Here is a 19,335-nt window from a genome sequence, read left to right as displayed (position 1 = left end):
TTACCGTCTGTTTCTATTCTTGGGTCCGCGCGGTTTCTTGGGCGCGGTCGCCGGATCGAGCTCTCTGGGCACGGCCAGATCGGTCGGTTCGACCGGACGATTGCCGCCGAACTGCCCATAGGTACGCAGCTGGAAGACATAGGCCAGCACTTCTGCCACGGCGGTGTAGAGCGCCTCGGGGATCTCGTCGCCGATCTCGGTATGGGTGTGCAGCGCACGCGCCAGGGGCGGCGCTTCCAGCAGCGGAACCTTGTGCTCGCGGGCCAGTTCGCGGATCTTGGCGGCGATGTCATCGGCACCTTTGGCCACGACCTTGGGCGCGCCCATCTTGCCTTCGGCGTACTTCAGGGCCACCGCATAATGGGTCGGGTTGGTGACCACCACGTCGGCAGTGGGCACTTCAGCCATCATGCGGCGACGGGCCATGGCGCGCTGCATCGCGCGGATCTTGCCCTTGATGTGCGGGTCGCCTTCGGATTCCTTGTGCTCCTGCTTGACCTCTTCGCGCGTCATGCGCAGCTTGCGGCCGTAATTCCAGATCTGGTAAGGCACATCCAGCACGGCGATGAGGATCAGCGCCGAGACCATGGTGATGAAGCTGAACCACAGCAACTGCGCCGAATGCGCGCCGGCGGTCTTGAGCGACTCCACCCCCAGCCCCAGCACGGCATCGAGCTGGCTGCGAATGGCCATCCAGGCCACGATTCCCACCAAGAGAGTCTTGAGCACGGCCTTGCCCAGTTCCACCAGCGAATTGACCGAAAACATGTTGGACAGGCCGCTGATGGGGTTGAGCTTGCTGAATTTGGGCGCCAGCGACTCGACATTGAACAGCCAGCCCCCCAGCATCAGCGGGGCCGCGATGGTCGCCAGCACCATCATGAAGGCGATGGGAATGAGCGCGATGGCCACATCCAGCAGGTGCGCGGCGAGCATGTCGAACATCACCACCGGATCGAAAGCGGCCGCCCGCTCAAAACTCATGGTCGCCACCAGCACGCGATCCAGGCTGGTGACCACCGAACCACTGAAGAGCCAGACACAGCTGCCACCAACCAGCAGCATCAAGGTCGTGGCCAATTCACGCGAACGCGGGACATCCCCCTGCTCACGGGCACGCTCAATGCGTTTGCCCGTGGCGGGTTCGGTCCGCTCCATGTCGCTGTCTTCGGCCATCCGCCGTATCCCCCTGCTAAACCGCTTTTCCTCCAGCACTGCACGCGCTGGACGGATTTCTAGAACAATAGGCTAGGATTATTGGCGAGCAAGCGCCCCGAGCATCAGGGGAATAAGGGCGAAAAGCTGCCCCATTTCGGACTAGGCAAAAACCCAAGGGTCTGCCTGCGACAAAACGCTGCGTATCGGTTCAGCAATAGATGAAGAAAGTCAAGCCGGACGGGCCCTCGCGGCCACCTGCCCGGCCCGGAAGGCAGGTCCCGCGTGGCGTACAGGCCACATCAAGACAAAACGCTCCGAAGTTGCCTCAATGGCAAGTCACGGAGCGTTTGCGGGTAAAACGGCAGGAAGAGAACGACTTCAGAAGCCCAGGCTCTCCAACAGGTCGTCCACCTGGCCCTGGTTGGCGATGACATCCTTGCCGGCCGGATCGATCTGCGGACCGTTGAGCAGGCCGGTATCTTCGCGCTTGGTCTCGGACGGGGCATAGTCCACCAGCAGTTGCACCAGTTGCGACTCCAGGTCATGCGCCAGCTTGGTGACGCGCTTGATGACCTGGCCGGTCAGGTCCTGGAAGTCCTGGGCCATCATGATGTCCAGCAGTTGCTGCTTGGTGAGGCTGCTGTCCTCGCTGGTCTGGGCCAGGAAGGCCGAAGTCTTTGCCGCCAGGGCGCGGACATCGGCTTCGGCAAAGCTGCCGGTGGCCGCTGCATCCCATTGCGCCTTGAGTTCGCTGGCACCCTCATTGATGCGCTCCTGCAGCGGACTGGCCAGTTCGGTGGCATTGAGCACGCGCTGGGCCGCCTGCTCGGTCATGCGGGCCACGTATTCCAGGCGGTCACGCGCGTCGGGCATGTCGCTGGCGGCCTTCTCCAGAAGCCGGTCGAAACCCAGACCGCGCAAGCTGTCGTGCAGGTTGCGCGTCATGTGGCCGATGCGGACCAGCACCTCGTCGTTGACCCCGGCACCCTCGCCGGAAGCGGTACGGGCAGGATTGGCAGCGTTGTCCACCTCAGCCACCTGCGGCCATCTTTTCGAAGATCTTGCCCAGCTTTTCATCCAGCGTGGCGGCGGTGAAAGGCTTGACCACGTAGCCGTTGGCACCGGCCTGGGCGGCGGCGACGATGTTCTCCTTCTTGGCTTCGGCGGTCACCATCAGCACGGGCAGCTTGGAGAGGGCCGGATCCTTGCGGATTTCCTGCAGCATGGTCAGGCCGTCCATGTTGGGCATGTTCCAGTCGGAGACGACGAAGTCGAACTGGTCGCTGCGCAGCTTCTGCAACGCCTGCACGCCATCTTCGGCCTCATCCACGTTGGTATAGCCCAATTCCTTGAGCAGGTTGCGCACGATGCGGCGCATGGTCGAAAAATCGTCGACGACTAAGAACTTGGTATTGGGACCCGACATGCTAAGACTCCATCTGAACAATTGAATTCTTGGTTATCGGCAAGTGCATGAGCCAACTTGAACCGATACCTCTTTTCACCTCAGCACGGGCTGAGCGCCCGTGCTGCCCCTCATCTGCCTCGCATTGTAGTGCAGCAAAACAAAATCGGCAGAACAATCCGCGCCGAAACCCGCTTCAGACGCGCAGTGCGCGACTTCCGTGTTCCGCCAGCCACGCCAGCACCCTGCCCGGCATGGCCTGCAGCGACAGGACTTCGTGCGCGGCACCGATGGCGATGGCTTCGCGCGGCATGCCGAAGACCACACAGGACGCTTCATCCTGGGCAAAGTTGTAGGCACCGGCATTGCGCATCTCCAGCATGCCCTGGGCACCATCCTTGCCCATGCCGGTCAGGATCACGCCCACCGCATTCTTGCCGGCACAGGTGGCGGCCGACTGGAACAGCACGTCCACCGAGGGGCGATGACGGTTCACCGGCGGTCCCTGATCGAGCTGGGTCATGTAGTTGGCGCCGCTGCGCACCAGCTTGAGGTGCGAGTGGCCCGGTGCGATATAGGCATGGCCGGGCAGCACGCGTTCATTGCCGGCCGACTCCACCACCGAGATCTTGCACAGGTTGTTCAGACGCTGGGCGAAGGAACGCGTAAAGCCCTCCGGCATATGCTGGGTGATGAGGATACCCGGGCAGTCGGAGGGCATGCGGATCAGGAATTCCTTGATGGCTTCGGTGCCGCCGGTGGAGGCGCCAATGATGATCAACTTTTCGCTACTGGTGAGCGGATTGCGAATCTGCGGCAAGGCCTCGCCGGGCGTGGCGGCCTGCTCGGCCGCGCGCGACGGACGGGCGCGTACGCGCGCCTTGGCGGCGGCGCGGATCTTCTCGGCGATCATGTCGGCATACTCCTGCATGCCGCTCTGGATCGAGATCTTGGGCTTGGTCACGAAATCGATCGCCCCCAGCTCCAGCGCGCGCAGGGTGATTTCGGAGCCGCGCTCGGTCAGCGAAGACACCATCACCACCGGCATGGGGCGCAGACGCATGAGCTTTTCCAGGAAATCCAGGCCATCCATGCGCGGCATTTCCACGTCCAGCGTGAGCACGTCCGGATTGGTCTGCTTGATCAGCTCGCGCGCAATGATCGGGTCCGGCGCCACGCCGACCACTTCCATGTCCGGCTGGCTGCTGATGATTTCGCGCATGACACTGCGGATCAGTGCCGAATCGTCGACGATAAGAACTTTAATTTTCATCACTCAGTCACTCAAACTCAATATTGCAGGTTGCCCCGGTTACGGCCGGGCAGTGCCCGCCCCACCCCGTCAGAACAGATCCACCTCGCCACCGACCGGCTTGGTGACCAGCTTGCTGGCGTAGGCTTTTTCGCGATTGACCAGCGTGTCGTTGTGCATCTGTTTCAGTTTCTTGACCAGCACCTTGCCGGTCCGCGGGAAAAAATAGACCTTGCGCGGATAGATGTCGTTGAGATCTTCCGCGACCACGCGGATGTTTTCCGCTTTAAGGTAGCGCCGCACGAATTCGGCATTGCGCTCGCCCACATTGATGGCCGAGAAGCCCCGCAGCACATTGCCTCCACCAAATACCTTGGCTTCCAGGTTCTCGCGTCGCGCGCCGGACTTGAGCACGTCGTTGATCAGCACTTCCATGGCATAGGTACCGTAACGTGCCGAGGCCGAGACCGGGCTGCCGTCGTCGCCGCCGCCGTCGGGCAGCATGAAGTGGTTCATGCCGCCGATGCCGGAGACGCGATCACGGATGCAGGCCGACACGCAGGAGCCCAGCACGGTGACGATCATCATGTCCTTGGTGGTGAAGTAGTACTCGCCCGGCAAGATCTTGGCCGCATCGCAATCGAAGGTGCGATCGTAATAGAGATTGGTGGCAATCTGCTCCGAGGCCTGGCTCATGGCTTGGTCCTTGCGACGCGCTGCGTGGCATTGAGTTCATAGACCGTCTTGCCCTTGAGCTTGAGGGCATCGGAGACATACAGGAAGTTCTCCGAATGGCCGGCGAACAGCAGGGCATGAGGCTTCATCAAGGGGACGAATCGGGACAGGATCTTGCTCTGGGTCGGTTTATCGAAATAGATCATCACGTTGCGGCAGAAGATCACGTCGAACTGACCGCTCAGGGGCCAGCCGTCGCCCAGCAGATTGAGCTGCTTGAAGGTAATCAGCTTGCGCAGTTCAGGACGCACGCGTACGTAGCCCTCATGGCTACCCTTGCCGCGCAGGAAGAATTTCTTGACCCGCTCGGGCGACATCTTCTCGATGCGCTCCATGGGGTAGACGCCATTGGCGCCGGTGGCCAGCACATTGGTATCGATGTCGGTGGCCACGATCTGTACCGGTGGCGTCATCGAGCCATAGGCTTCGCAGGCGGTCATGGCGATGGTATAGGGCTCTTCTCCGGTGGAGGCCGCCGAACACCAGATGGTCGCGGGTTCCTTCAGGGTCTTGAGGAAATCGGCCAGGATCGGGAAGTGATGCGCCTCGCGGAAGAACGAGGTCAGATTGGTGGTCAGCGCATTGGTGAAGGCTTCCCACTCGTCGGAGTCGTGGGTGCGCTCCAGCATGTCCAGGTATTGCTGGAAGGAGGTGATGCCGGTGGCCCGCAGGCGCCGCGCCAGGCGGCTGTAAACCATTTCCTGCTTGCTGTCGGCCAGCGCGATGCCGGCCCGCTGGTAGATGAGGCCACGCACACGCTCGAAATCACGGCTGTTGAAATCGAACTCCTTGCCGGATGATTCGCCCTTGCCTGGTACCGTCGGCTTCACTGTCTTTCCTTCCCTGGCGCAGCGCCCCTTGAGACGCTGCTTGCTGTCTATCGCCCGCCCTATCAGGACGGACACCCCCTTGGCGCATAATCTATCAGCCGTCTGGCGGGGTCAAGCGAATCAGCCGTGGAAATGAAACGGTTTTACCCCCCTATTGCGGCAAGTCAATCAGGGGCCGACGTGCATAGGCTTCTCAAACCTTGGAAATCCTCACCGGCCGCGCGGGACGCCCACTCCCCGGCGAGCGTGCTGCGGCCTTGCTGACCGGAGCCGCAGCCTCTGGAGCCAGTGCGGAAGACTGCGCCGGAGTATGGCTGGACCGATACCCTACCCGGAACCCGCCCCAGTGCTTGCCGTTGACGTAGATCGGCACCGACAGGTCGTGCATCACCTCGCCGGTATCGCGTCTATAGGTCTGCAACAGGAAGGGTCTGGTGTTGGCCCCGCAGCGCTTGCCGGTGCGGTCGCTGAAGATGCGCTTGGTGCGGTTGTTGACCAGGTCGGTGTCGTAGTCACCGGTCAGGGGCTGGGAGAACTTCTTGTTGTGGGTTGGAAAGTAACCGTTATTGTCGACGGCACCCGCATAGGCCAGTTGCGGCATGCTGGCCAGCAGTGCTTCCTGGATCGCCGGCAGGACGCGGTCGGTAAAACCGTCGAACTGGCTGGAATGCTTTTGTGGCGAGGTGTTGGGAATGGGCTTGTAGCTGCGGTCGAACAGGGCTGCTTCGCTGATCTGACCGGACCGGATCGAGGCCTCGAAGAGCTTGCCCACCGCCTGCGCGGCACCGCTTGCTGCCAGACGAATGGCGTCGTGTCCGCTGCGCGCACCGCCATCGATGATGGCCTCGAACACGGCCTCGGCCCGCTCCGAGAGCAGCATGGCCGACGCCGCCACGCGCGGCAGTTCGTGATCAGTCTGCAGCATGCCGTTGCGAATGTCGGTGATGGCCTCGGCGATCTCCTGGGTAGTCTGCACGTGTTCGCGCGAGGCTACCGCGATTTCCTCGATCTGTTCCTGCGACTGGCTGGCGGAACGTTCGATGCTGTTGAGCAGCCCATGCACCTTTTCCACGTTCTGCGCCGCCTCCAGCACGCGGCTGCTGAGCGAATTCATGCCCGTGGCGGCACGCTCGGCTTCTTCGGTGATGGCGCGCACCATCACGCCGATATCGTCGGTGGCTTCCTTGGTGCGCTGGGCCAGCTGGCGCACCTCCCCGGCCACCACGGCAAACCCGCGCCCCTGCTCGCCGGCACGGGCCGCTTCGATGGCCGCGTTCAAGGCCAGCAGGTTGGTGCGGGCGGCAATCTCGCTGATCACTTCGGTGATGCCATGGATGCGTCGCGACTTTTCCTGCAACTGCGCCATCATCGACGACGCCGACAAGGCATCCGTACGCGCCTGCCCGATCTGCTCCAGCCCTCGGTCGACCTCGGAACGGCCGCTGACGCTTTCGGTACGGACTTCTGCCGCAATGGCCGAGGCGCGCTCGGCATTGGCCGCAATCTGTTCGGTGGTGGTCGCGTTCTGCTCGGCACTGGCCGTGATGCGGTCGGCAGCGACCACGTCCTTGCTGATCTTGGTCTTGATGGTATCGACAAAGAAGGACGTCTCGGCCGCCCCGATCATGATGTGATCGATCTCCCCACCAATCTTGTCCACCAGTTGCCCATCCCCGGTCTGCCCGCGCCGCTGCGCCAGCGAAAACGCCAACAGGCCCAGCAGGACAGCTACGCCGCTGCAGCCTGGCGCGCTCAGCCACTGCGCCGCACCGGCAGCATGCAGCGCCAGCGCCGTTGCGCCGCCCAGCACCAGGCCCGCCATCCAGGGCAATGCGCCGCTCCATGTCCGGGCGGATGCACCGGTCTCCGTGATCTTCCCCATTCTTGTCTCCTCGCGGATTTTTCCGCTTTTCTTCACCTGATCCCACACAGGCTTGACTGCGGACGGAACACGCCGCAGTCATTAGAGGCTATAGCGGCCAGCTTACGCCTAACTGAACGACCAAATCTTCATATCCCATATTGCCACATCACAACAGGCCCGATACCTCGCGCACCGGGCACCCAACACTTTTTCTCCGGTACGACTATAATCGCCTCACTTTATAGGATAGGGGGGTATGGTATATGGCTCATCTGACACAGCACACGGATGCCCTGCTCAATCGTGTGCGTCGCATCGGTGGGCAGTTGCAGGCGCTGGAGCGCGCGCTGGAAGGTCAAGCCGACTGCGCCAGGACCTTGCACCTGGCGGCGGCCATTCGCGGTGCCGTGCACGGCCTGATGGATGAACTGATCGAATCGCATGCCCGCGAACACGTGGCCCGATCGGGTCTGAGCGACGAAGAACGCCAACAGGGGCTGGAAGAGCTCCTGGAAGCGATCCGCCGCTATGCCAAATGAGATCAAAGGAGACAGCATGAACAGCCACGCCACTTACCGCCACGACCACAACTATCTGGGCGCCAACCATGACCGCAACACCCGCCGCACACTGTGGGTGGTCGCCCTGACGGCGGTGATGATGGTGGCCGAAATCGCAGTGGGCTACCTGACCGGCTCCATGGCCCTGCTGGCTGATGGCTTCCACATGGCTACCCACACGGGGGCGCTGGCCATTGCCGCGGGCGCCTACGTGTTTGCCCGTCGGCATGCGCACGACGAGCGATTCAGCTTTGGCACCGGCAAGGTCGGCGACCTGGCCGGCTTTGCTTCGGCGCTGGTACTGGCGGTCATCGCCATCGGTATCGGCGGCGAATCGCTGTGGCGACTGGCCAGTCCCAGCGTGGTGGATTTTGGCGAGGCGATTCCGATTGCGGTCGTCGGCCTGATCGTCAACATCGTCAGTGCCCTGTTGCTGATGGAGGGGCATGGGCATGGTCAAGATCATGCCCATGAAGCGGCGCATGCACATCCCGCTCACGAGGATCACCACGGGCATGGGCACGATCATCACGGCCATCATCACGAAGGGCAGGACAACAACCTGCGTTCGGCCTATCTGCACGTGGTGGCCGACGCCCTCACTTCGGTGCTGGCCATTGCCGCTCTGCTGGCGGGGCTCTATCTGGGCTGGACCTGGCTGGATCCGTTGATGGGGGTGGTGGGCGCGGTGGTGATTGCACGTTGGTCGTGGAGCCTGTTGCGCTCCAGTGCGGCAGTGCTGCTGGACGTGACCGATGCGCAGGTGGCGACGCGGATCGAGCGGGCGCTGGCCGATGCGCCGGTGCAGATCGAGGACCTGCATGTCTGGCGCATCGGTCCTGCGGCGCGGGCGGCCATTGTCAGCGTATCGGCCAGGCAGGTCATGACGGAGGCGCAACTGCGCCAGAAACTGGCGACCGTGACCGAGCTGCGCCACCTGACACTGGAACTGCATCAAGCCCGATAAACAGGTGGCACCGGGTGCCGGGAGGGATCAAGAAAAAACAGCGGCCGAGGCCGCTGTTGTTGCGTCTGGCCCATCCGTTGGGCTCAGGTTCAGCGCCAGCCGCGATGCCAGCCGTAGCGCGGATGATGCCAGCCCCAGCCATAGTGGGCGTGATATTCCCAGACCCAGCCGGGACCGGGCGAGGCATAGGTGGGCTGCACGTACACTACGCCGGGCGGTGCCACGTAAGCCGGCTCGGCCACATAGGCCGGCCGCACCGTGGGCGGGGCCACGACGCAGCCGCTCAGGCCGAAGGCCGCGGCCAACGCCGGTATCAATACGAGGGATTTCATGGGCTTGCTCCTGATTTTGTTTGGCGGAAAGGGCCGGCGCCCGAAGGCGCCGGAACCACTTGGGGGTGGTGATCAGGTAACGAGCTCAAGCATTCGGCAGAGGACGCCAAATTGTGTGTTTGTGTAACGCGTCAAGCAACGCCGTAAAAATATACCCGAGCTCATCAGGGAACTACTCGGCCAGCATTGCTCAAATTGCCAGCAGCTTCGACGCCCGGCTCAGCGCCGCGCAGTCAAGTCAGGGCAATTGAACAAGAACCGCGAGCTGAGCATGACCCACAAAGATCACTTCCTCACCCTGGACGGTTTCCGGGGCATTGCTGCCATTCTCGTGGTTCTCCGTCATACCACTGCGTATTTCGGTGACAACCCGTTCTTTTCAAGCTATCTGGCCGTCGATCTTTTCTTTTTGCTCAGTGGCGCAGTGGTGGCGCGCTCCTACGAGCAGCGCCTCAAGACTGACATGAATCTGCCCCGGTTCATGTGGATTCGCCTGCTACGGCTCTATCCGCTGTACTTTCTCGGAATCTGCATCGGCATCTTGGCGGTACTGACCGGTTTGTCAGCCTTCCAGGGGAAACTGCCGATTGCGGCCATGGCGGGCCTGCTCATGCTGCCAGCACTGTACTCCAGCCTGCTCTTTCCACTGAATGGCCCGGCCTGGTCGCTGTCCTCGGAAATGATCGCCAACTTCATCTATGGCTGGAAAGTGCGCCGGCTCAACGACCGCGCCTTGGCGGCACTGATGCTGACTTGCTTGGCCGGAATGATTCTTTTTGTGGCCATGTCTTCACAACATAGCCTGGACGCCGGCTTCCATCGACGCACTTACCATGTCAGCCTGTTACGTGTGGGATTTTCTTTTGCGGCGGGCGTTCTGCTGTACCGCTGGCTTGTACGCGTCAACCATCGCGCCGTGCTCGGCAATGGCAGAGCGGGCCTGGCCATTATCGCGGTGACCTTGACGCTGATGGCATCACCCTCCGCTGGTATTGTCCCCTTCTACGATGTGGTGGCGGTGTGCCTCATCTTCCCGCTCCTGGTCTATGCGGGAATGCGGTACCAGCCATCGGGCAGTCTGGCCCGGATCTGCCAGTTCCTCGGCGTGATTTCCTATCCGATCTACATCGTCCATAGTCCACTGGCCGAACTGATCAGACACGCCTTCCCGATCTTCACGAGCGGTCGCCTGGTGTCCGAATTTGCCCCGTGGGCTGGAATCACGTTTCTTGCCCTCCTGATCGGGATCGCATGGGTGCTGCATTACTTCTATGACGCGCCCGTGCGCAAGGTCATCGGAGAACGAGGACGGGCATTTTCGGCATCTGCGACCAGCGGGCAGTTGAAATAAGCAGCGCGGCAAGCCGAGGCTTGGACGGGCTGATCTTTGAGGCAGCCATTCTTCTGCCAGAAGCAGACCGCGAGATCATCCACGACCACGCGCCATCGATAGCCAGAAACAAAAGCGACTAAGGAAATTCGTTGCGTCGCCCTCCTGTGTGCCAATTGCTGACGCACCTTAGTTTTCCAGGTGAGAACAGAGATGCAGCACCTAGTCTTGGCACGGGCTTCTTTCTCGCCACTCTGAGCTTGTCAGGCCCCATCACGACCTCCTCCGTCAAGACTCTTCAACTGGCAGTGCATTTGTCGTCACAATCTGACAATTAACTGACAGTTAATCAATTTGCAAGTAATATTGCGCGGCCAAGCACAACTGCGGGCACTCGGGGACGGAGTAGATTAGGGGCAACAGAATATGAACACGCGTGAGGAGCAGGGACCTGCAGTTCAGGAAGCCCAGGAGAACAAACTCATTCTTAGGGAAAGGATGAATGCCCATCCAAAGCTCGGGGTAGCATTCATTTTAACGGGCGTGACGGGCTGCACTTTGCTATCCCAAGAATTTGATCTTGCTGAAGAAATTTTCATCCTAGGAATGCTGGCTGGAAATTCGATAGCAGCGCTTGGAGCACTTCTCGTAGCCCTTTGGTTTGATGCCCAAAGGTGATGTGTGCGGCACCATTTGACCTTTCATCGAACTACGTAAATGCTCCTGGGTGAAGCTGATTGCTCAGTTTCCCAAACTTTGCAAAACACATCGATTGGCGCTAGGCGCGCTGCGCTCAAGACTTACGTCTTCCGCCAAGATACGTTCGCGCCAAGCATCCCCAAAACGCAGCGACAAGCAATCAAGAGTAAGTCCAAATAAAAAGCGGCACCACGAAATTCGTGATGCCGCTTTTTTGTGCGCCGATATTGCTGACGCCATTTCATCTGTTGGTCGGGACGGTGTGATTCGAACACACGACCCCTTGCACCCCATGCAAGTACGCTACCAGGCTGCGCTACGCCCCGACTGAAGACAAAGATTATAGAGCGCCTGTGTTATTAAATCAACTGTTTCTGCAAAACATTTTTAATCATTTATCGGGAGGACTCGCGCGCATCTGTCCGCACGCTCTCCCCTTCCACAAGACTCAAATACTCACCGCTCGCCAAAGAATTCATTGAGCAGGAAATTCTGCAATCCCTTGGTATCTTCCAGTCTGGCCGACAAGGTCACCACCCGCCCCAGCTTCTGTGAATCGAAATTGAAATCACCCTGATAGTACCGACGGATCAACGCGATCATGCTGTTGACCACCGCCAGCTGCACGTTACCGCCAAAACCGGCGTCCACCTCGATCAACTGGTTCTGGCTGCGCCGCTGGTCGGTCGTCCAGCCACGGAAGCTGTATTGCGCCACGCGCGGGCCCATGCTGATGATCTGGAAAACGCCATTGGTGCCGCGACCACGCCGATCCTGGAAGGCGATGTTGGCGCGCGCAATATCGTTGGCAGACGGGTTTTCCGCCGCCCGCGCGGCTGCATTTTCCTGGGCAGCGGCCTGCTCGGCCTCCTCGCGCTTCTGACGATTGCGGTTGATCGACGTCATGAAGTCTTCCGCCGGCGCTGCAGGCGCTGCCGCGGCTTGACTGCCGGGCGCCTGCTTCACCGGCAGCGGCGTACGCTGCGGCACAGAATGGCGCACCGCTGGCGCGCTGTGGCGCGGAGCCGGCCTGGAAACCGGCTTCTTGTGGACCGGCTCGGGCTTTTTCGGCTCCGGCACAGGCTTGGGAGGCTCAGGCTGGACCACCGGAGCCGCAGGCCTGACGAACGTGACCTGCAATGGCGCATCCGGTCGGCCGGGCGCATCAAATCTCGGGGGCGCTTCATTCAGCTTGGCGCGCACGAACATGAACAGTGCTGCGTGGACCAGCACCGACGAGGCAATGCCCAGCGCAGTGCGGCGCCGGGATCGGGAAATCACCTCTGTTCGGGTCGACGAAACGGAAAAACTCATACGGTGTGAAGACGGCTGCGGCGCAACGGCCTGCAATCAGTGCCGCAGAGCTCGGATACGAACGCCCCATGCGCCTCGTCCCGCTCTTGCCCTGTCCTGCATGCCCATCGGCAAAGGCGCCATTTTAGCCGGTTTTGTCATGGGAACCGGACAACATTGCGAACAAGCACCTCGCCCTCCCTAACGCCAGCGTCGGTGACCACCCCAACCACTGCTGTACCCAAAATAGAAGGACGAAGAGGGATAACTGTAAGCCGGGTAGGCAGGATAAGCGGGATAGCCGTAATAAGGAGAATAGACCGGCTGCGCCGGATAAACCGCCGCACCGCTGTACGGGCTTGCAGGGACTGCCACGCAACCACCGAGCAGCAGAACCGTCGGCAATGCACACGACAAGAGCGCAAGACGCGAAAGATGCTTCATATGAATGGCTCCTCAGGCGCTGCAGCGCCAACGTGACACTATCGCCCAGCGGCCCCGGCGCAGCCATCACGCTTACCCTTTGTTACGCGCTCTACCTGTCGGCATATGAACATGTCGGCAGGCAAACGGATCTTCACCAGGTGTTTTTACTGCCTATACCCGCGCAACCATAATGCAGGATCACGCAACTTATATAATGGCGCAGCAACAAGCCATGCCGCACGCCAGTGCGGCGCCATCATAAAACGAGACCTCCGCGCGCCTTGCCCTGCACGGTGCCGCGCTTCAGAACAAGCCGCTCAACATGACCATGCCAGCCTCCTCCCACCGCGCCCCCGTTGTTGTCATCGCTCCCGATTCGTTCAAAGGTTCACTCTCGGCTCAAGAGGTGGCCGCCGCCATCGGCGCGGGCATCAAGCGCGCCATCCCTGATGCCGAGGTCCGGCTATGCCCGATTGCCGATGGCGGCGAAGGCACGCTGGATGCGCTCATGCACGCCGGTGGCGAGCGCCTGACCGTAACCTGCCGCAATGCGGCAGGAGACCCCTTCACGGCGCCAGTGGGCATCCTCAACAATGGCAGTGCAGTCGTGGAATCGGCGGCCATCGTCGGCTTGACCGATGCAGCCGGCACCGCGCTGGCCGTCGATGAGCGCACCACCCTGGGGGTGGGGGATGCCATCCTCAGCCTGCTCGATCGCGGTGCCCGTCATTTCCTGGTGGCCCTGGGCGGGAGCAGCACCAATGATGGTGGCGCCGGCTTGCTGGCAGCGCTCGGCGTGAAATTCCTGGATGCTGCCGGCGAGCCTGTGCCTCCGGTTCCGGCACAGCTACAGCGCATTGCCCGGGTAGATGCTTCCTTGCTGGATCCGCGGGTGAAGCAGGCGCAATTCGTGGCCATGTCGGATGTCGACAATCCCCTCTGCGGTGAAGAAGGTGCGACCGCCGTGTTTGGTCCGCAAAAAGGCGTACAGCCGGAACAGGTGCCCGTGATCGACCGCGCCCTCGCCCATTTCGCCCGCGTGCTGGAGGCTGCACTGGGCCACCAGGCGGCCACCCGGCCGGGTGCCGGGGCTGCAGGCGGCCTGGGCTACGCCTTGCTGATGCTGGGCGCGCAATTCCACTCAGGTGCAGAGACCGTGGCCGACCACATCGGACTGGATCAGGCCCTGGCCGGTGCAGACTGGCTCATTACCGGCGAAGGCCGCAGCGACGCCCAAACCCTGCACGGCAAGGCCCCCTTCATTGCCAGCCAGCGGGCGCGTCGCGCCGGAGTTCCAACGACTCTGCTCTCCGGCGGGATCGACCGCAAGTCACTGGAAAAACTGCAGACCAGCTTCTCCGGCTGCTTTTCGATTGCCTTCGGTCCCATGAGCCTGCAAGAAGCCATTGCACAGGCGCCTGACCTGCTCAAGGACAGCGGCGAACAACTGGCGCGCCTGTGGCACGCCAGCGTCGACCAATAAGCTTGAGCCGCTCTGGCGGTACCAGGGCAGACCGACCGGTCTGCCTTGGTACCACCCACCTCCCCCTCCTCACCTCAACGCTCCCTGCCTCCATCGGGAATGCGTTCGCATCTTCCGGCCCGACGATCTAAGCCCGCTCTTCTGCGCTGAATGCCAGCGGAGAAATCAACGTACGGATGCTTTATCAATAAAACAACACCCCGCCTCTCTCAATGCAATTTGGATGTCATTCTGGCAATCCTGATACTGGTAAAGATCACTTCTATTTAGTTTTCATTTAGACATTATTTAAAATGCAATTTTAGATGTTATTTAATTAACTAAATCTGCTAAAATCGTTATCAATAAAACAAAATAATTGCCATACGGATTTCTTAGTTTCCGCAGTGCACAACTCTGCATTAGTGCCCGGCAGAAATTGTTGAAATCCTTTACTGGAGCGGGTTTCCGGCCGATGAAAAAAATCAGGAAAAGTGAATTTTCAGCCTAAATTTCATTGCTCAGCTGGGGTCAGAATGTTATAGTTCCGACATCAGCACATTTTTTGTAACATTCGTCAGAATTTGTCAGGAATCGATTGATTTCAGGCAATAAAAAGATTGGCCACGACGCAAGTGTCCGAGGGCAATCCGGCAGCAAAGTGAGTTGATCTGCTTTTGAATGGAGAGCGCCACGCGCAATCCTCATTACACATAGTTACAAACTTAAGGATTGATCCCATGAAAAAACTTCTCGCCACTTCCGCAGTTGCCCTGGCACTGTCGATGGCCGGCACTGCGGCCCACGCCACCTCCTTCGTACTGGACACCACGGGTGGCACCGCGTCCATCAGCTCGCCCAAGTACCTGGCCAACCAGTCTTTTACCGATAGCTACACCTTCACCATCTCCAGCCTGACCGACATCTCGTCGGCGGTGACGGCGACCTTCGTTTCCACCAATGGCGGCGGCCTGACCAGCTATAACCTGGTCAACACCACCACCAACGCGACCATCGCCACGGGCGTGTCGTCGAGCTCCACGGCGGGCAAGAACACCATCATCACCTTCAGCGTGGACGCCTCGCGCCTGAGCGCCGGCAACTACTCGCTCAACATCACCGGCAAGGGCACCTACGGCGGCAACCTGACCCTGACCTCGTCGGTCCCCGAAGTCTCCACCACCGCCATGATGCTGGGCGGCCTGGTCTTCGTGGGCATGATGGCGTGGCGTCGTCGCCGTGGCGAACAGAAGCTGTCGATGCCCATGGGCATGACTGCCGCCTGAGCCGCCATTCGGCCGATATGAATAAAAAAGCCCGGGCACAAAGTGCTCGGGCTTTTTTACGTCCGCGATATAGAGGCGGGACCGGCAGCGTAGCGCTACCGGATGTGCAGCCACTGCCCCTGCACAATTGCCCCCCTTGCGGACAGGTGAAGCTTTATTCCAAAAACCGCTTATGCCGGCGAATCCGCCGACGGCATTGCCACGATCCTGGCAGGCGCCCCCACTGCCGTGGCTCCGGCGGGAACGTCGTGCAATACCACCGACATTGCCCCGATCTTGCAACCATCTCCTAGATGAATCCCCCCGAGCACCTGGGCATAGGCTCCCAGTTCGACATCATCGCCAATGACCGGCGAAGGCCCGTCCGCATGGCGATTGCCGATGGTCACCCCCTGCCGCAGCGTGCAACGTGCACCGATGACCGCCTGTTCATTGACGAAGATATTGCCGAAGTGCCAGATCCGCAGTCCGGGGCCAATCCTGGCCCCCCGCGGCAGGCTGATGCCGAATGCGGTTTCAGTGAGGCGAAATACCGGCCAATAAAATACATTGTGCAACTTGCGCACCCATCCGGCCGGTCGGGCCTCGATGCGCCGCCCCCAGCGATAGACCCAGATGGCCCAGATCGATTGTTCTTTCAAGAACGGGCGGCGCAGGTTGTAGCGCTCCAGATCAGCCCTCCAGTCAGGATCCCGCGACATCCATGTTCCTTTCAAAATCGGTCATTGATCAAGCTTTTATCAGCATCAGCCGCGATCTTGTCGCCTTGTCATCATGAAGGTCAAAAACTTCACATACAGACAACAAAAACTTCGCAGCGCTTCACAACGGTTTTTTGCGTCAAAAGACGACTGTGCAGCGCAACAATATGATAAATTTGCCGAACAAGCCAGCAACTGCGAGTAATTGCGGCGAAAAATTTCCGATCGGAAAATCGTCACGGAACTTTTCGTTCAGCTTCTGATCCGTGCAGCTGGCTTCACGAAGCATCACAATTCCTCACTGTGGCACCCCAGGGATGGCACGCTGAGGAAGCGGCTCCGACTTCGATTCATGATAAGAGCAAATGCCGTCACGCCGGACCAGAAGAACGATGCAGGGAGCTTGGCCCATGGGTTCTTTGAGCGTTGTTACGAAGGCGGCTGAGACCTGAACAATCGAATCCGGGTGGCCGGCCGGCATCATCGGCAATCCCGATGAAGGCGGCGACCGGTGCTTCCGCAAGGCATTCCCTCTCATCTGAAAGCGCTTCCATGACCACGGTATCGAACTGGCCCGAGACATCCCTCTTCCTGAGCATCACCTGCATTGCCTTCATCGCCGCGCTAGTTCGCCCTCTTCTTCCTCTTGGTCTTCTTGCCCCTTGTCGCGCGCTTGATGCTGCCCAGACAGGCCGCATTGCCTCTGCGCATTGCGGTATCTGCGCGTGAGCCCCGCCATGCGCTGTATCGCCGTCATTCCCGCCCGATTCGGCTCCAGCCGCCTGCCGGGCAAACCGCTGGCCGACATCCTGGGCAAACCCATGATCCAGCACGTCTACGAGCGCGTCAAAAGCATCAATGAACTGGCCGATGTGGTGGTGGCCACCGATGATGAGCGTATTGTGGCGGCCGTGAGCTCCTTTGGTGGCAAGGCCCTGCTGACCTCGCCCGATCACCCTTCGGGCACCGACCGTCTGCGCGAGGTCATGCAGCATCATCCGGCAGACCTTTATCTGAACGTCCAGGGCGACGAGCCGCTGGTCAATCCGGCCCACCTGCGCAGCCTGCTCCAGGCCATGCTGGCAGCACCACAGGTACAGGCTGGCACGCTGTGCCACCCGATCAGTGCAAGCGAGGCCGAGAACCCCAATACCGTCAAGGTGGTGCGCAATCGCGCCGGCGACGCCCTGTATTTCAGCCGTGCCCGTATCCCGTTCGAACGCGAGTCCACCGGCAGGACGCGCTATTTCAAGCACATTGGCGTCTACGCCTATCGCGCCGAACTGCTGGCCGCCTTCCCCGGCCTGCCGCCGAGCGAACTGGAAGGTGCCGAGATGCTGGAACAGCTGCGCATCATGGATGCCGGCTGGCAGATCCGGGTGATCGAAGTCGATCACGCTGCTCCCGGCGTCGATACCCCGGCTTGCCTGGAGCGGGTGCGCGCGCTCATGTCCGGGCAGCCCGATCCGGCGCTCGAGGCCGGCAGCCTGGCCGATGTCAGGCTGGTCATCACCGACATCGATGGCGTGCTTACCGATGGCGGCATCTGGTACGACGACAGCGGCGAGTGTCTGAAGCGTTTCCATGTGCGCGATGGCATGGGCATCAAGATGCTGCAGGAAGCCGGTGTCAACGTCGCCGTCATTTCCGGGCGCGACTCGGCCACCCTGCGCCGCCGTCTGGCGGACCTGGGCATTACCGTGTTCCACCTGGGTGCCAAGGACAAGGCAGCAGCTTGCCGGGCCATCATGGAGCACTATCAGGTCGGCCCGCACGCCACCGCCATGATCGGCGACGACAGCATCGACCTGCCCGGCTTTGCCGCCTGCGGCTGGCCGGTGGCCGTGGGTGACGCACCGGATTACGTCAAACGTCACGCTCGCGTGGTGCTGGCCAAGGCCGGCGGCCACGGTGCCTTCCGTGAATTTTCCGACAGCGTATTGAACGCGCAGAACCGTTCTGCCATCTATGACAGCGTCGCTGGTTATGCCCAGGCCATGAGCCGCATGACGCAGTGAACTGCCCTACAACAAAGTGAGCACAGCATGAGAACAACCGGAATCCGGGTCTTCCACGAACAGGCGCAAGCCTTGAACATGATCGCCGAACGCCTGGCCAATGAATTCGAGCAGGCCGTCGACTTGATGTACCACACCCGGGGGCGCGTGATCGTCTCCGGCATGGGCAAGTCCGGCATCATCGGCAGCAAGATCGCGGCCACCCTCGCCTCCACGGGGACGTCCTCCTTCTTCGTGCATCCGGGCGAGGCCTATCACGGCGACCTGGGCATGTTCACCGAGGCCGATACGGCCATCCTGATCTCCTACAGCGGCGAGACCGAAGAGGTCATCCGCCTGATCCCCTCCCTGAAGCATTTCGGACTGCGCATCATCGCCATCGTCGGCAAGCGCGCTTCCACGCTGGGCAAGAACGCCGACGTGGTGCTGGATGTCTCGGTGCCGCGCGAAGCCTGCCCCAACAACCTGGCGCCCACCACTTCCACTACCGCCACGCTGGTGATGGGCGATGCGCTGGCCGTGGCGCTGATCGAAAAGCGCGATTTCAAGCCCAACGACTTCGCCCGTTTCCATCCCGGTGGCAGCCTGGGCAAGCGCCTGCTCACCCGCGTCAAGGATGTGATGCACACCCAGTTGCCGTGGGTCATGCGCGATACCGCCATCGTCGACGTGATCAGCCAGATGACCGAAGGCGGCCTGGGCATGGCGCTGGTGAGCGCCGATGGCAACCGCCAGGCGCTGTGCGGTGTGATCACCGACGGCGATTTGCGCCGTGCCCTGGCCGCGCGCAAGGACATCTATCACATCACGGCTGCCGACCTGATGAACAGCTCGCCCAAGACCGTGTCGGAAAACGAGATGTTCGTCGATGCCGAAGCCAAGATGCTGGAATTGAACATCACCGCCCTGGTCGCGCTGAACGAACAGCAGCATGTGGTGGGCGTACTCAAGCTGCTGGATGCCAAGCGGCTGTGATTGCGGCGCAAAACCACGTATTCTCCCCTCCGGGCGCCGATG

At 60.9% G+C, this 19,335-nt stretch carries 18 protein-coding genes and 1 tRNA gene; 8 read left to right on the top strand and 11 right to left on the bottom strand.

Features of this window, described 5'->3' with window-relative positions; genetic code table 11:
- The 7 genes from flhB to HNO82_RS00765 form a co-directional block, all read right to left on the bottom strand.
- Positions 1–1,176 carry a flagellar biosynthesis protein FlhB gene (flhB, locus tag HNO82_RS00795; RefSeq protein ID WP_008328122.1) on the bottom strand — a complete coding sequence of 392 codons (1,176 nt, stop codon included), beginning with the start codon at positions 1,174–1,176 and terminating at the stop codon, positions 1–3.
- A 360-nt stretch (positions 1,177–1,536) separates the two neighbouring features.
- Positions 1,537–2,196, bottom strand: a complete 660-nt coding sequence (gene cheZ, locus HNO82_RS00790; protein WP_008328120.1) for a protein phosphatase CheZ — start codon at positions 2,194–2,196, stop codon at positions 1,537–1,539.
- A complete protein-coding gene (gene cheY / locus HNO82_RS00785; RefSeq protein ID WP_006712751.1) occupies positions 2,189–2,584 on the bottom strand; it encodes a chemotaxis response regulator CheY in 396 nt (131 codons plus the stop codon). Before cheY ends, cheZ begins: the two co-directional genes overlap by 8 nt.
- A gap of 175 nt (positions 2,585–2,759) precedes the next feature.
- Entirely contained in the window at positions 2,760–3,836 is a 1,077-nt protein-coding gene (locus HNO82_RS00780) for a protein-glutamate methylesterase/protein-glutamine glutaminase (RefSeq protein WP_217509766.1), read from the bottom strand.
- Between the two features lie 69 nt (positions 3,837–3,905).
- Positions 3,906–4,511, bottom strand: a complete 606-nt coding sequence (gene cheD / locus HNO82_RS00775; RefSeq protein ID WP_008328106.1) for a chemoreceptor glutamine deamidase CheD — start codon at positions 4,509–4,511, stop codon at positions 3,906–3,908.
- Positions 4,508–5,380 carry a CheR family methyltransferase gene (locus HNO82_RS00770; RefSeq protein WP_008328105.1) on the bottom strand — a complete coding sequence of 291 codons (873 nt, stop codon included), beginning with the start codon at positions 5,378–5,380 and terminating at the stop codon, positions 4,508–4,510. Before HNO82_RS00770 ends, cheD begins: the two co-directional genes overlap by 4 nt.
- A gap of 193 nt (positions 5,381–5,573) precedes the next feature.
- Positions 5,574–7,262 carry a methyl-accepting chemotaxis protein gene (locus HNO82_RS00765; protein ID WP_249776902.1) on the bottom strand — a complete coding sequence of 563 codons (1,689 nt, stop codon included), beginning with the start codon at positions 7,260–7,262 and terminating at the stop codon, positions 5,574–5,576.
- A gap of 245 nt (positions 7,263–7,507) precedes the next feature.
- On the opposite strand from HNO82_RS00765, the gene HNO82_RS00760 reads away from it, so the two are divergent.
- Both HNO82_RS00760 and dmeF read left to right on the top strand, forming a co-directional pair.
- Positions 7,508–7,783 (top strand): metal/formaldehyde-sensitive transcriptional repressor, encoded by a 276-nt coding sequence (locus HNO82_RS00760; protein WP_008328095.1) that lies wholly within the window; start codon positions 7,508–7,510, stop codon positions 7,781–7,783.
- A gap of 16 nt (positions 7,784–7,799) precedes the next feature.
- On the top strand, positions 7,800–8,771 hold the full coding sequence (gene dmeF / locus HNO82_RS00755) for a CDF family Co(II)/Ni(II) efflux transporter DmeF (protein WP_175342432.1): 972 nt from the start codon (positions 7,800–7,802) through the stop codon (positions 8,769–8,771).
- Between the two features lie 89 nt (positions 8,772–8,860).
- Here the strand turns inward: dmeF and HNO82_RS00750 are convergent, their stop codons facing one another.
- Positions 8,861–9,103 carry a hypothetical protein gene (locus tag HNO82_RS00750; protein ID WP_034350226.1) on the bottom strand — a complete coding sequence of 81 codons (243 nt, stop codon included), beginning with the start codon at positions 9,101–9,103 and terminating at the stop codon, positions 8,861–8,863.
- Positions 9,104–9,374: 271 nt separating this feature from the next.
- On the opposite strand from HNO82_RS00750, the gene HNO82_RS00745 reads away from it, so the two are divergent.
- Both HNO82_RS00745 and HNO82_RS00740 read left to right on the top strand, forming a co-directional pair.
- Complete coding sequence (locus tag HNO82_RS00745; RefSeq protein ID WP_249776901.1) at positions 9,375–10,454, top strand: acyltransferase family protein; 1,080 nt, start codon at positions 9,375–9,377, stop codon at positions 10,452–10,454.
- Positions 10,455–10,859: 405 nt separating this feature from the next.
- Entirely contained in the window at positions 10,860–11,111 is a 252-nt protein-coding gene (locus tag HNO82_RS00740) for a hypothetical protein (RefSeq protein WP_175342430.1), read from the top strand.
- 270 nt (positions 11,112–11,381) lie between these two features.
- Here HNO82_RS00740 and HNO82_RS00735 read toward each other — a convergent pair.
- Together HNO82_RS00735 and HNO82_RS00730 are read right to left on the bottom strand one after the other, a co-directional pair.
- A tRNA-Pro gene (locus tag HNO82_RS00735) sits at positions 11,382–11,458 on the bottom strand.
- A 130-nt stretch (positions 11,459–11,588) separates the two neighbouring features.
- Positions 11,589–12,482 (bottom strand): hypothetical protein, encoded by an 894-nt coding sequence (locus HNO82_RS00730; RefSeq protein WP_249776900.1) that lies wholly within the window; start codon positions 12,480–12,482, stop codon positions 11,589–11,591.
- 697 nt (positions 12,483–13,179) lie between these two features.
- Between HNO82_RS00730 and HNO82_RS00725 the strand changes: the two genes are divergently transcribed.
- Together HNO82_RS00725 and HNO82_RS00720 are read left to right on the top strand one after the other, a co-directional pair.
- Positions 13,180–14,334 (top strand): glycerate kinase, encoded by a 1,155-nt coding sequence (locus HNO82_RS00725; RefSeq protein ID WP_175342605.1) that lies wholly within the window; start codon positions 13,180–13,182, stop codon positions 14,332–14,334.
- Between the two features lie 719 nt (positions 14,335–15,053).
- On the top strand, positions 15,054–15,599 hold the full coding sequence (locus tag HNO82_RS00720) for an FxDxF family PEP-CTERM protein (RefSeq protein ID WP_008328086.1): 546 nt from the start codon (positions 15,054–15,056) through the stop codon (positions 15,597–15,599).
- A 170-nt stretch (positions 15,600–15,769) separates the two neighbouring features.
- Here the strand turns inward: HNO82_RS00720 and HNO82_RS00715 are convergent, their stop codons facing one another.
- Positions 15,770–16,300, bottom strand: a complete 531-nt coding sequence (locus HNO82_RS00715) for a serine O-acetyltransferase (RefSeq protein ID WP_175342429.1) — start codon at positions 16,298–16,300, stop codon at positions 15,770–15,772.
- A gap of 737 nt (positions 16,301–17,037) precedes the next feature.
- Between HNO82_RS00715 and kdsB the strand changes: the two genes are divergently transcribed.
- Both kdsB and HNO82_RS00705 read left to right on the top strand, forming a co-directional pair.
- Complete coding sequence (gene kdsB, locus HNO82_RS00710; protein ID WP_175342428.1) at positions 17,038–18,318, top strand: 3-deoxy-manno-octulosonate cytidylyltransferase; 1,281 nt, start codon at positions 17,038–17,040, stop codon at positions 18,316–18,318.
- A gap of 27 nt (positions 18,319–18,345) precedes the next feature.
- Positions 18,346–19,293 (top strand): KpsF/GutQ family sugar-phosphate isomerase, encoded by a 948-nt coding sequence (locus HNO82_RS00705; RefSeq protein WP_008328080.1) that lies wholly within the window; start codon positions 18,346–18,348, stop codon positions 19,291–19,293.
- Positions 19,294–19,335 lie beyond the last annotated feature (42 nt).

Source organism: Herbaspirillum sp. C9C3, from assembly GCF_013359625.1.
Taxonomy (GTDB): domain Bacteria; phylum Pseudomonadota; class Gammaproteobacteria; order Burkholderiales; family Burkholderiaceae_D; genus Herbaspirillum.
The sequence above is the reverse complement of the archived record's forward strand: the minus strand, read 5'-3'. Positions and strand labels throughout refer to the sequence as shown.

Excerpts from the sequence above, each read along its gene's own strand:
- HNO82_RS00705 (WP_008328080.1), top strand. The coding sequence starts at position 18,346 with ATGAGAACAACCGGAATCCGGGTCTTCCACGAACAGGCGCAAGCCTTG.
- HNO82_RS00780 (WP_217509766.1), bottom strand. The coding sequence starts at position 3,836 with ATGAAAATTAAAGTTCTTATCGTCGACGATTCGGCACTGATCCGCAGT.
- cheY (WP_006712751.1), bottom strand. The coding sequence starts at position 2,584 with ATGTCGGGTCCCAATACCAAGTTCTTAGTCGTCGACGATTTTTCGACC.
- HNO82_RS00740 (WP_175342430.1), top strand. The coding sequence starts at position 10,860 with ATGAACACGCGTGAGGAGCAGGGACCTGCAGTTCAGGAAGCCCAGGAG.
- HNO82_RS00760 (WP_008328095.1), top strand. The coding sequence starts at position 7,508 with ATGGCTCATCTGACACAGCACACGGATGCCCTGCTCAATCGTGTGCGT.
- dmeF (WP_175342432.1), top strand. The coding sequence starts at position 7,800 with ATGAACAGCCACGCCACTTACCGCCACGACCACAACTATCTGGGCGCC.
- HNO82_RS00765 (WP_249776902.1), bottom strand. The coding sequence starts at position 7,262 with ATGGGGAAGATCACGGAGACCGGTGCATCCGCCCGGACATGGAGCGGC.
- HNO82_RS00720 (WP_008328086.1), top strand. The coding sequence starts at position 15,054 with ATGAAAAAACTTCTCGCCACTTCCGCAGTTGCCCTGGCACTGTCGATG.
- cheD (WP_008328106.1), bottom strand. The coding sequence starts at position 4,511 with ATGAGCCAGGCCTCGGAGCAGATTGCCACCAATCTCTATTACGATCGC.
- HNO82_RS00750 (WP_034350226.1), bottom strand. The coding sequence starts at position 9,103 with ATGAAATCCCTCGTATTGATACCGGCGTTGGCCGCGGCCTTCGGCCTG.
- HNO82_RS00715 (WP_175342429.1), bottom strand. The coding sequence starts at position 16,300 with ATGTCGCGGGATCCTGACTGGAGGGCTGATCTGGAGCGCTACAACCTG.
- flhB (WP_008328122.1), bottom strand. The coding sequence starts at position 1,176 with ATGGCCGAAGACAGCGACATGGAGCGGACCGAACCCGCCACGGGCAAA.
- HNO82_RS00745 (WP_249776901.1), top strand. The coding sequence starts at position 9,375 with ATGACCCACAAAGATCACTTCCTCACCCTGGACGGTTTCCGGGGCATT.
- HNO82_RS00725 (WP_175342605.1), top strand. The coding sequence starts at position 13,180 with ATGCCAGCCTCCTCCCACCGCGCCCCCGTTGTTGTCATCGCTCCCGAT.
- kdsB (WP_175342428.1), top strand. The coding sequence starts at position 17,038 with ATGCGCTGTATCGCCGTCATTCCCGCCCGATTCGGCTCCAGCCGCCTG.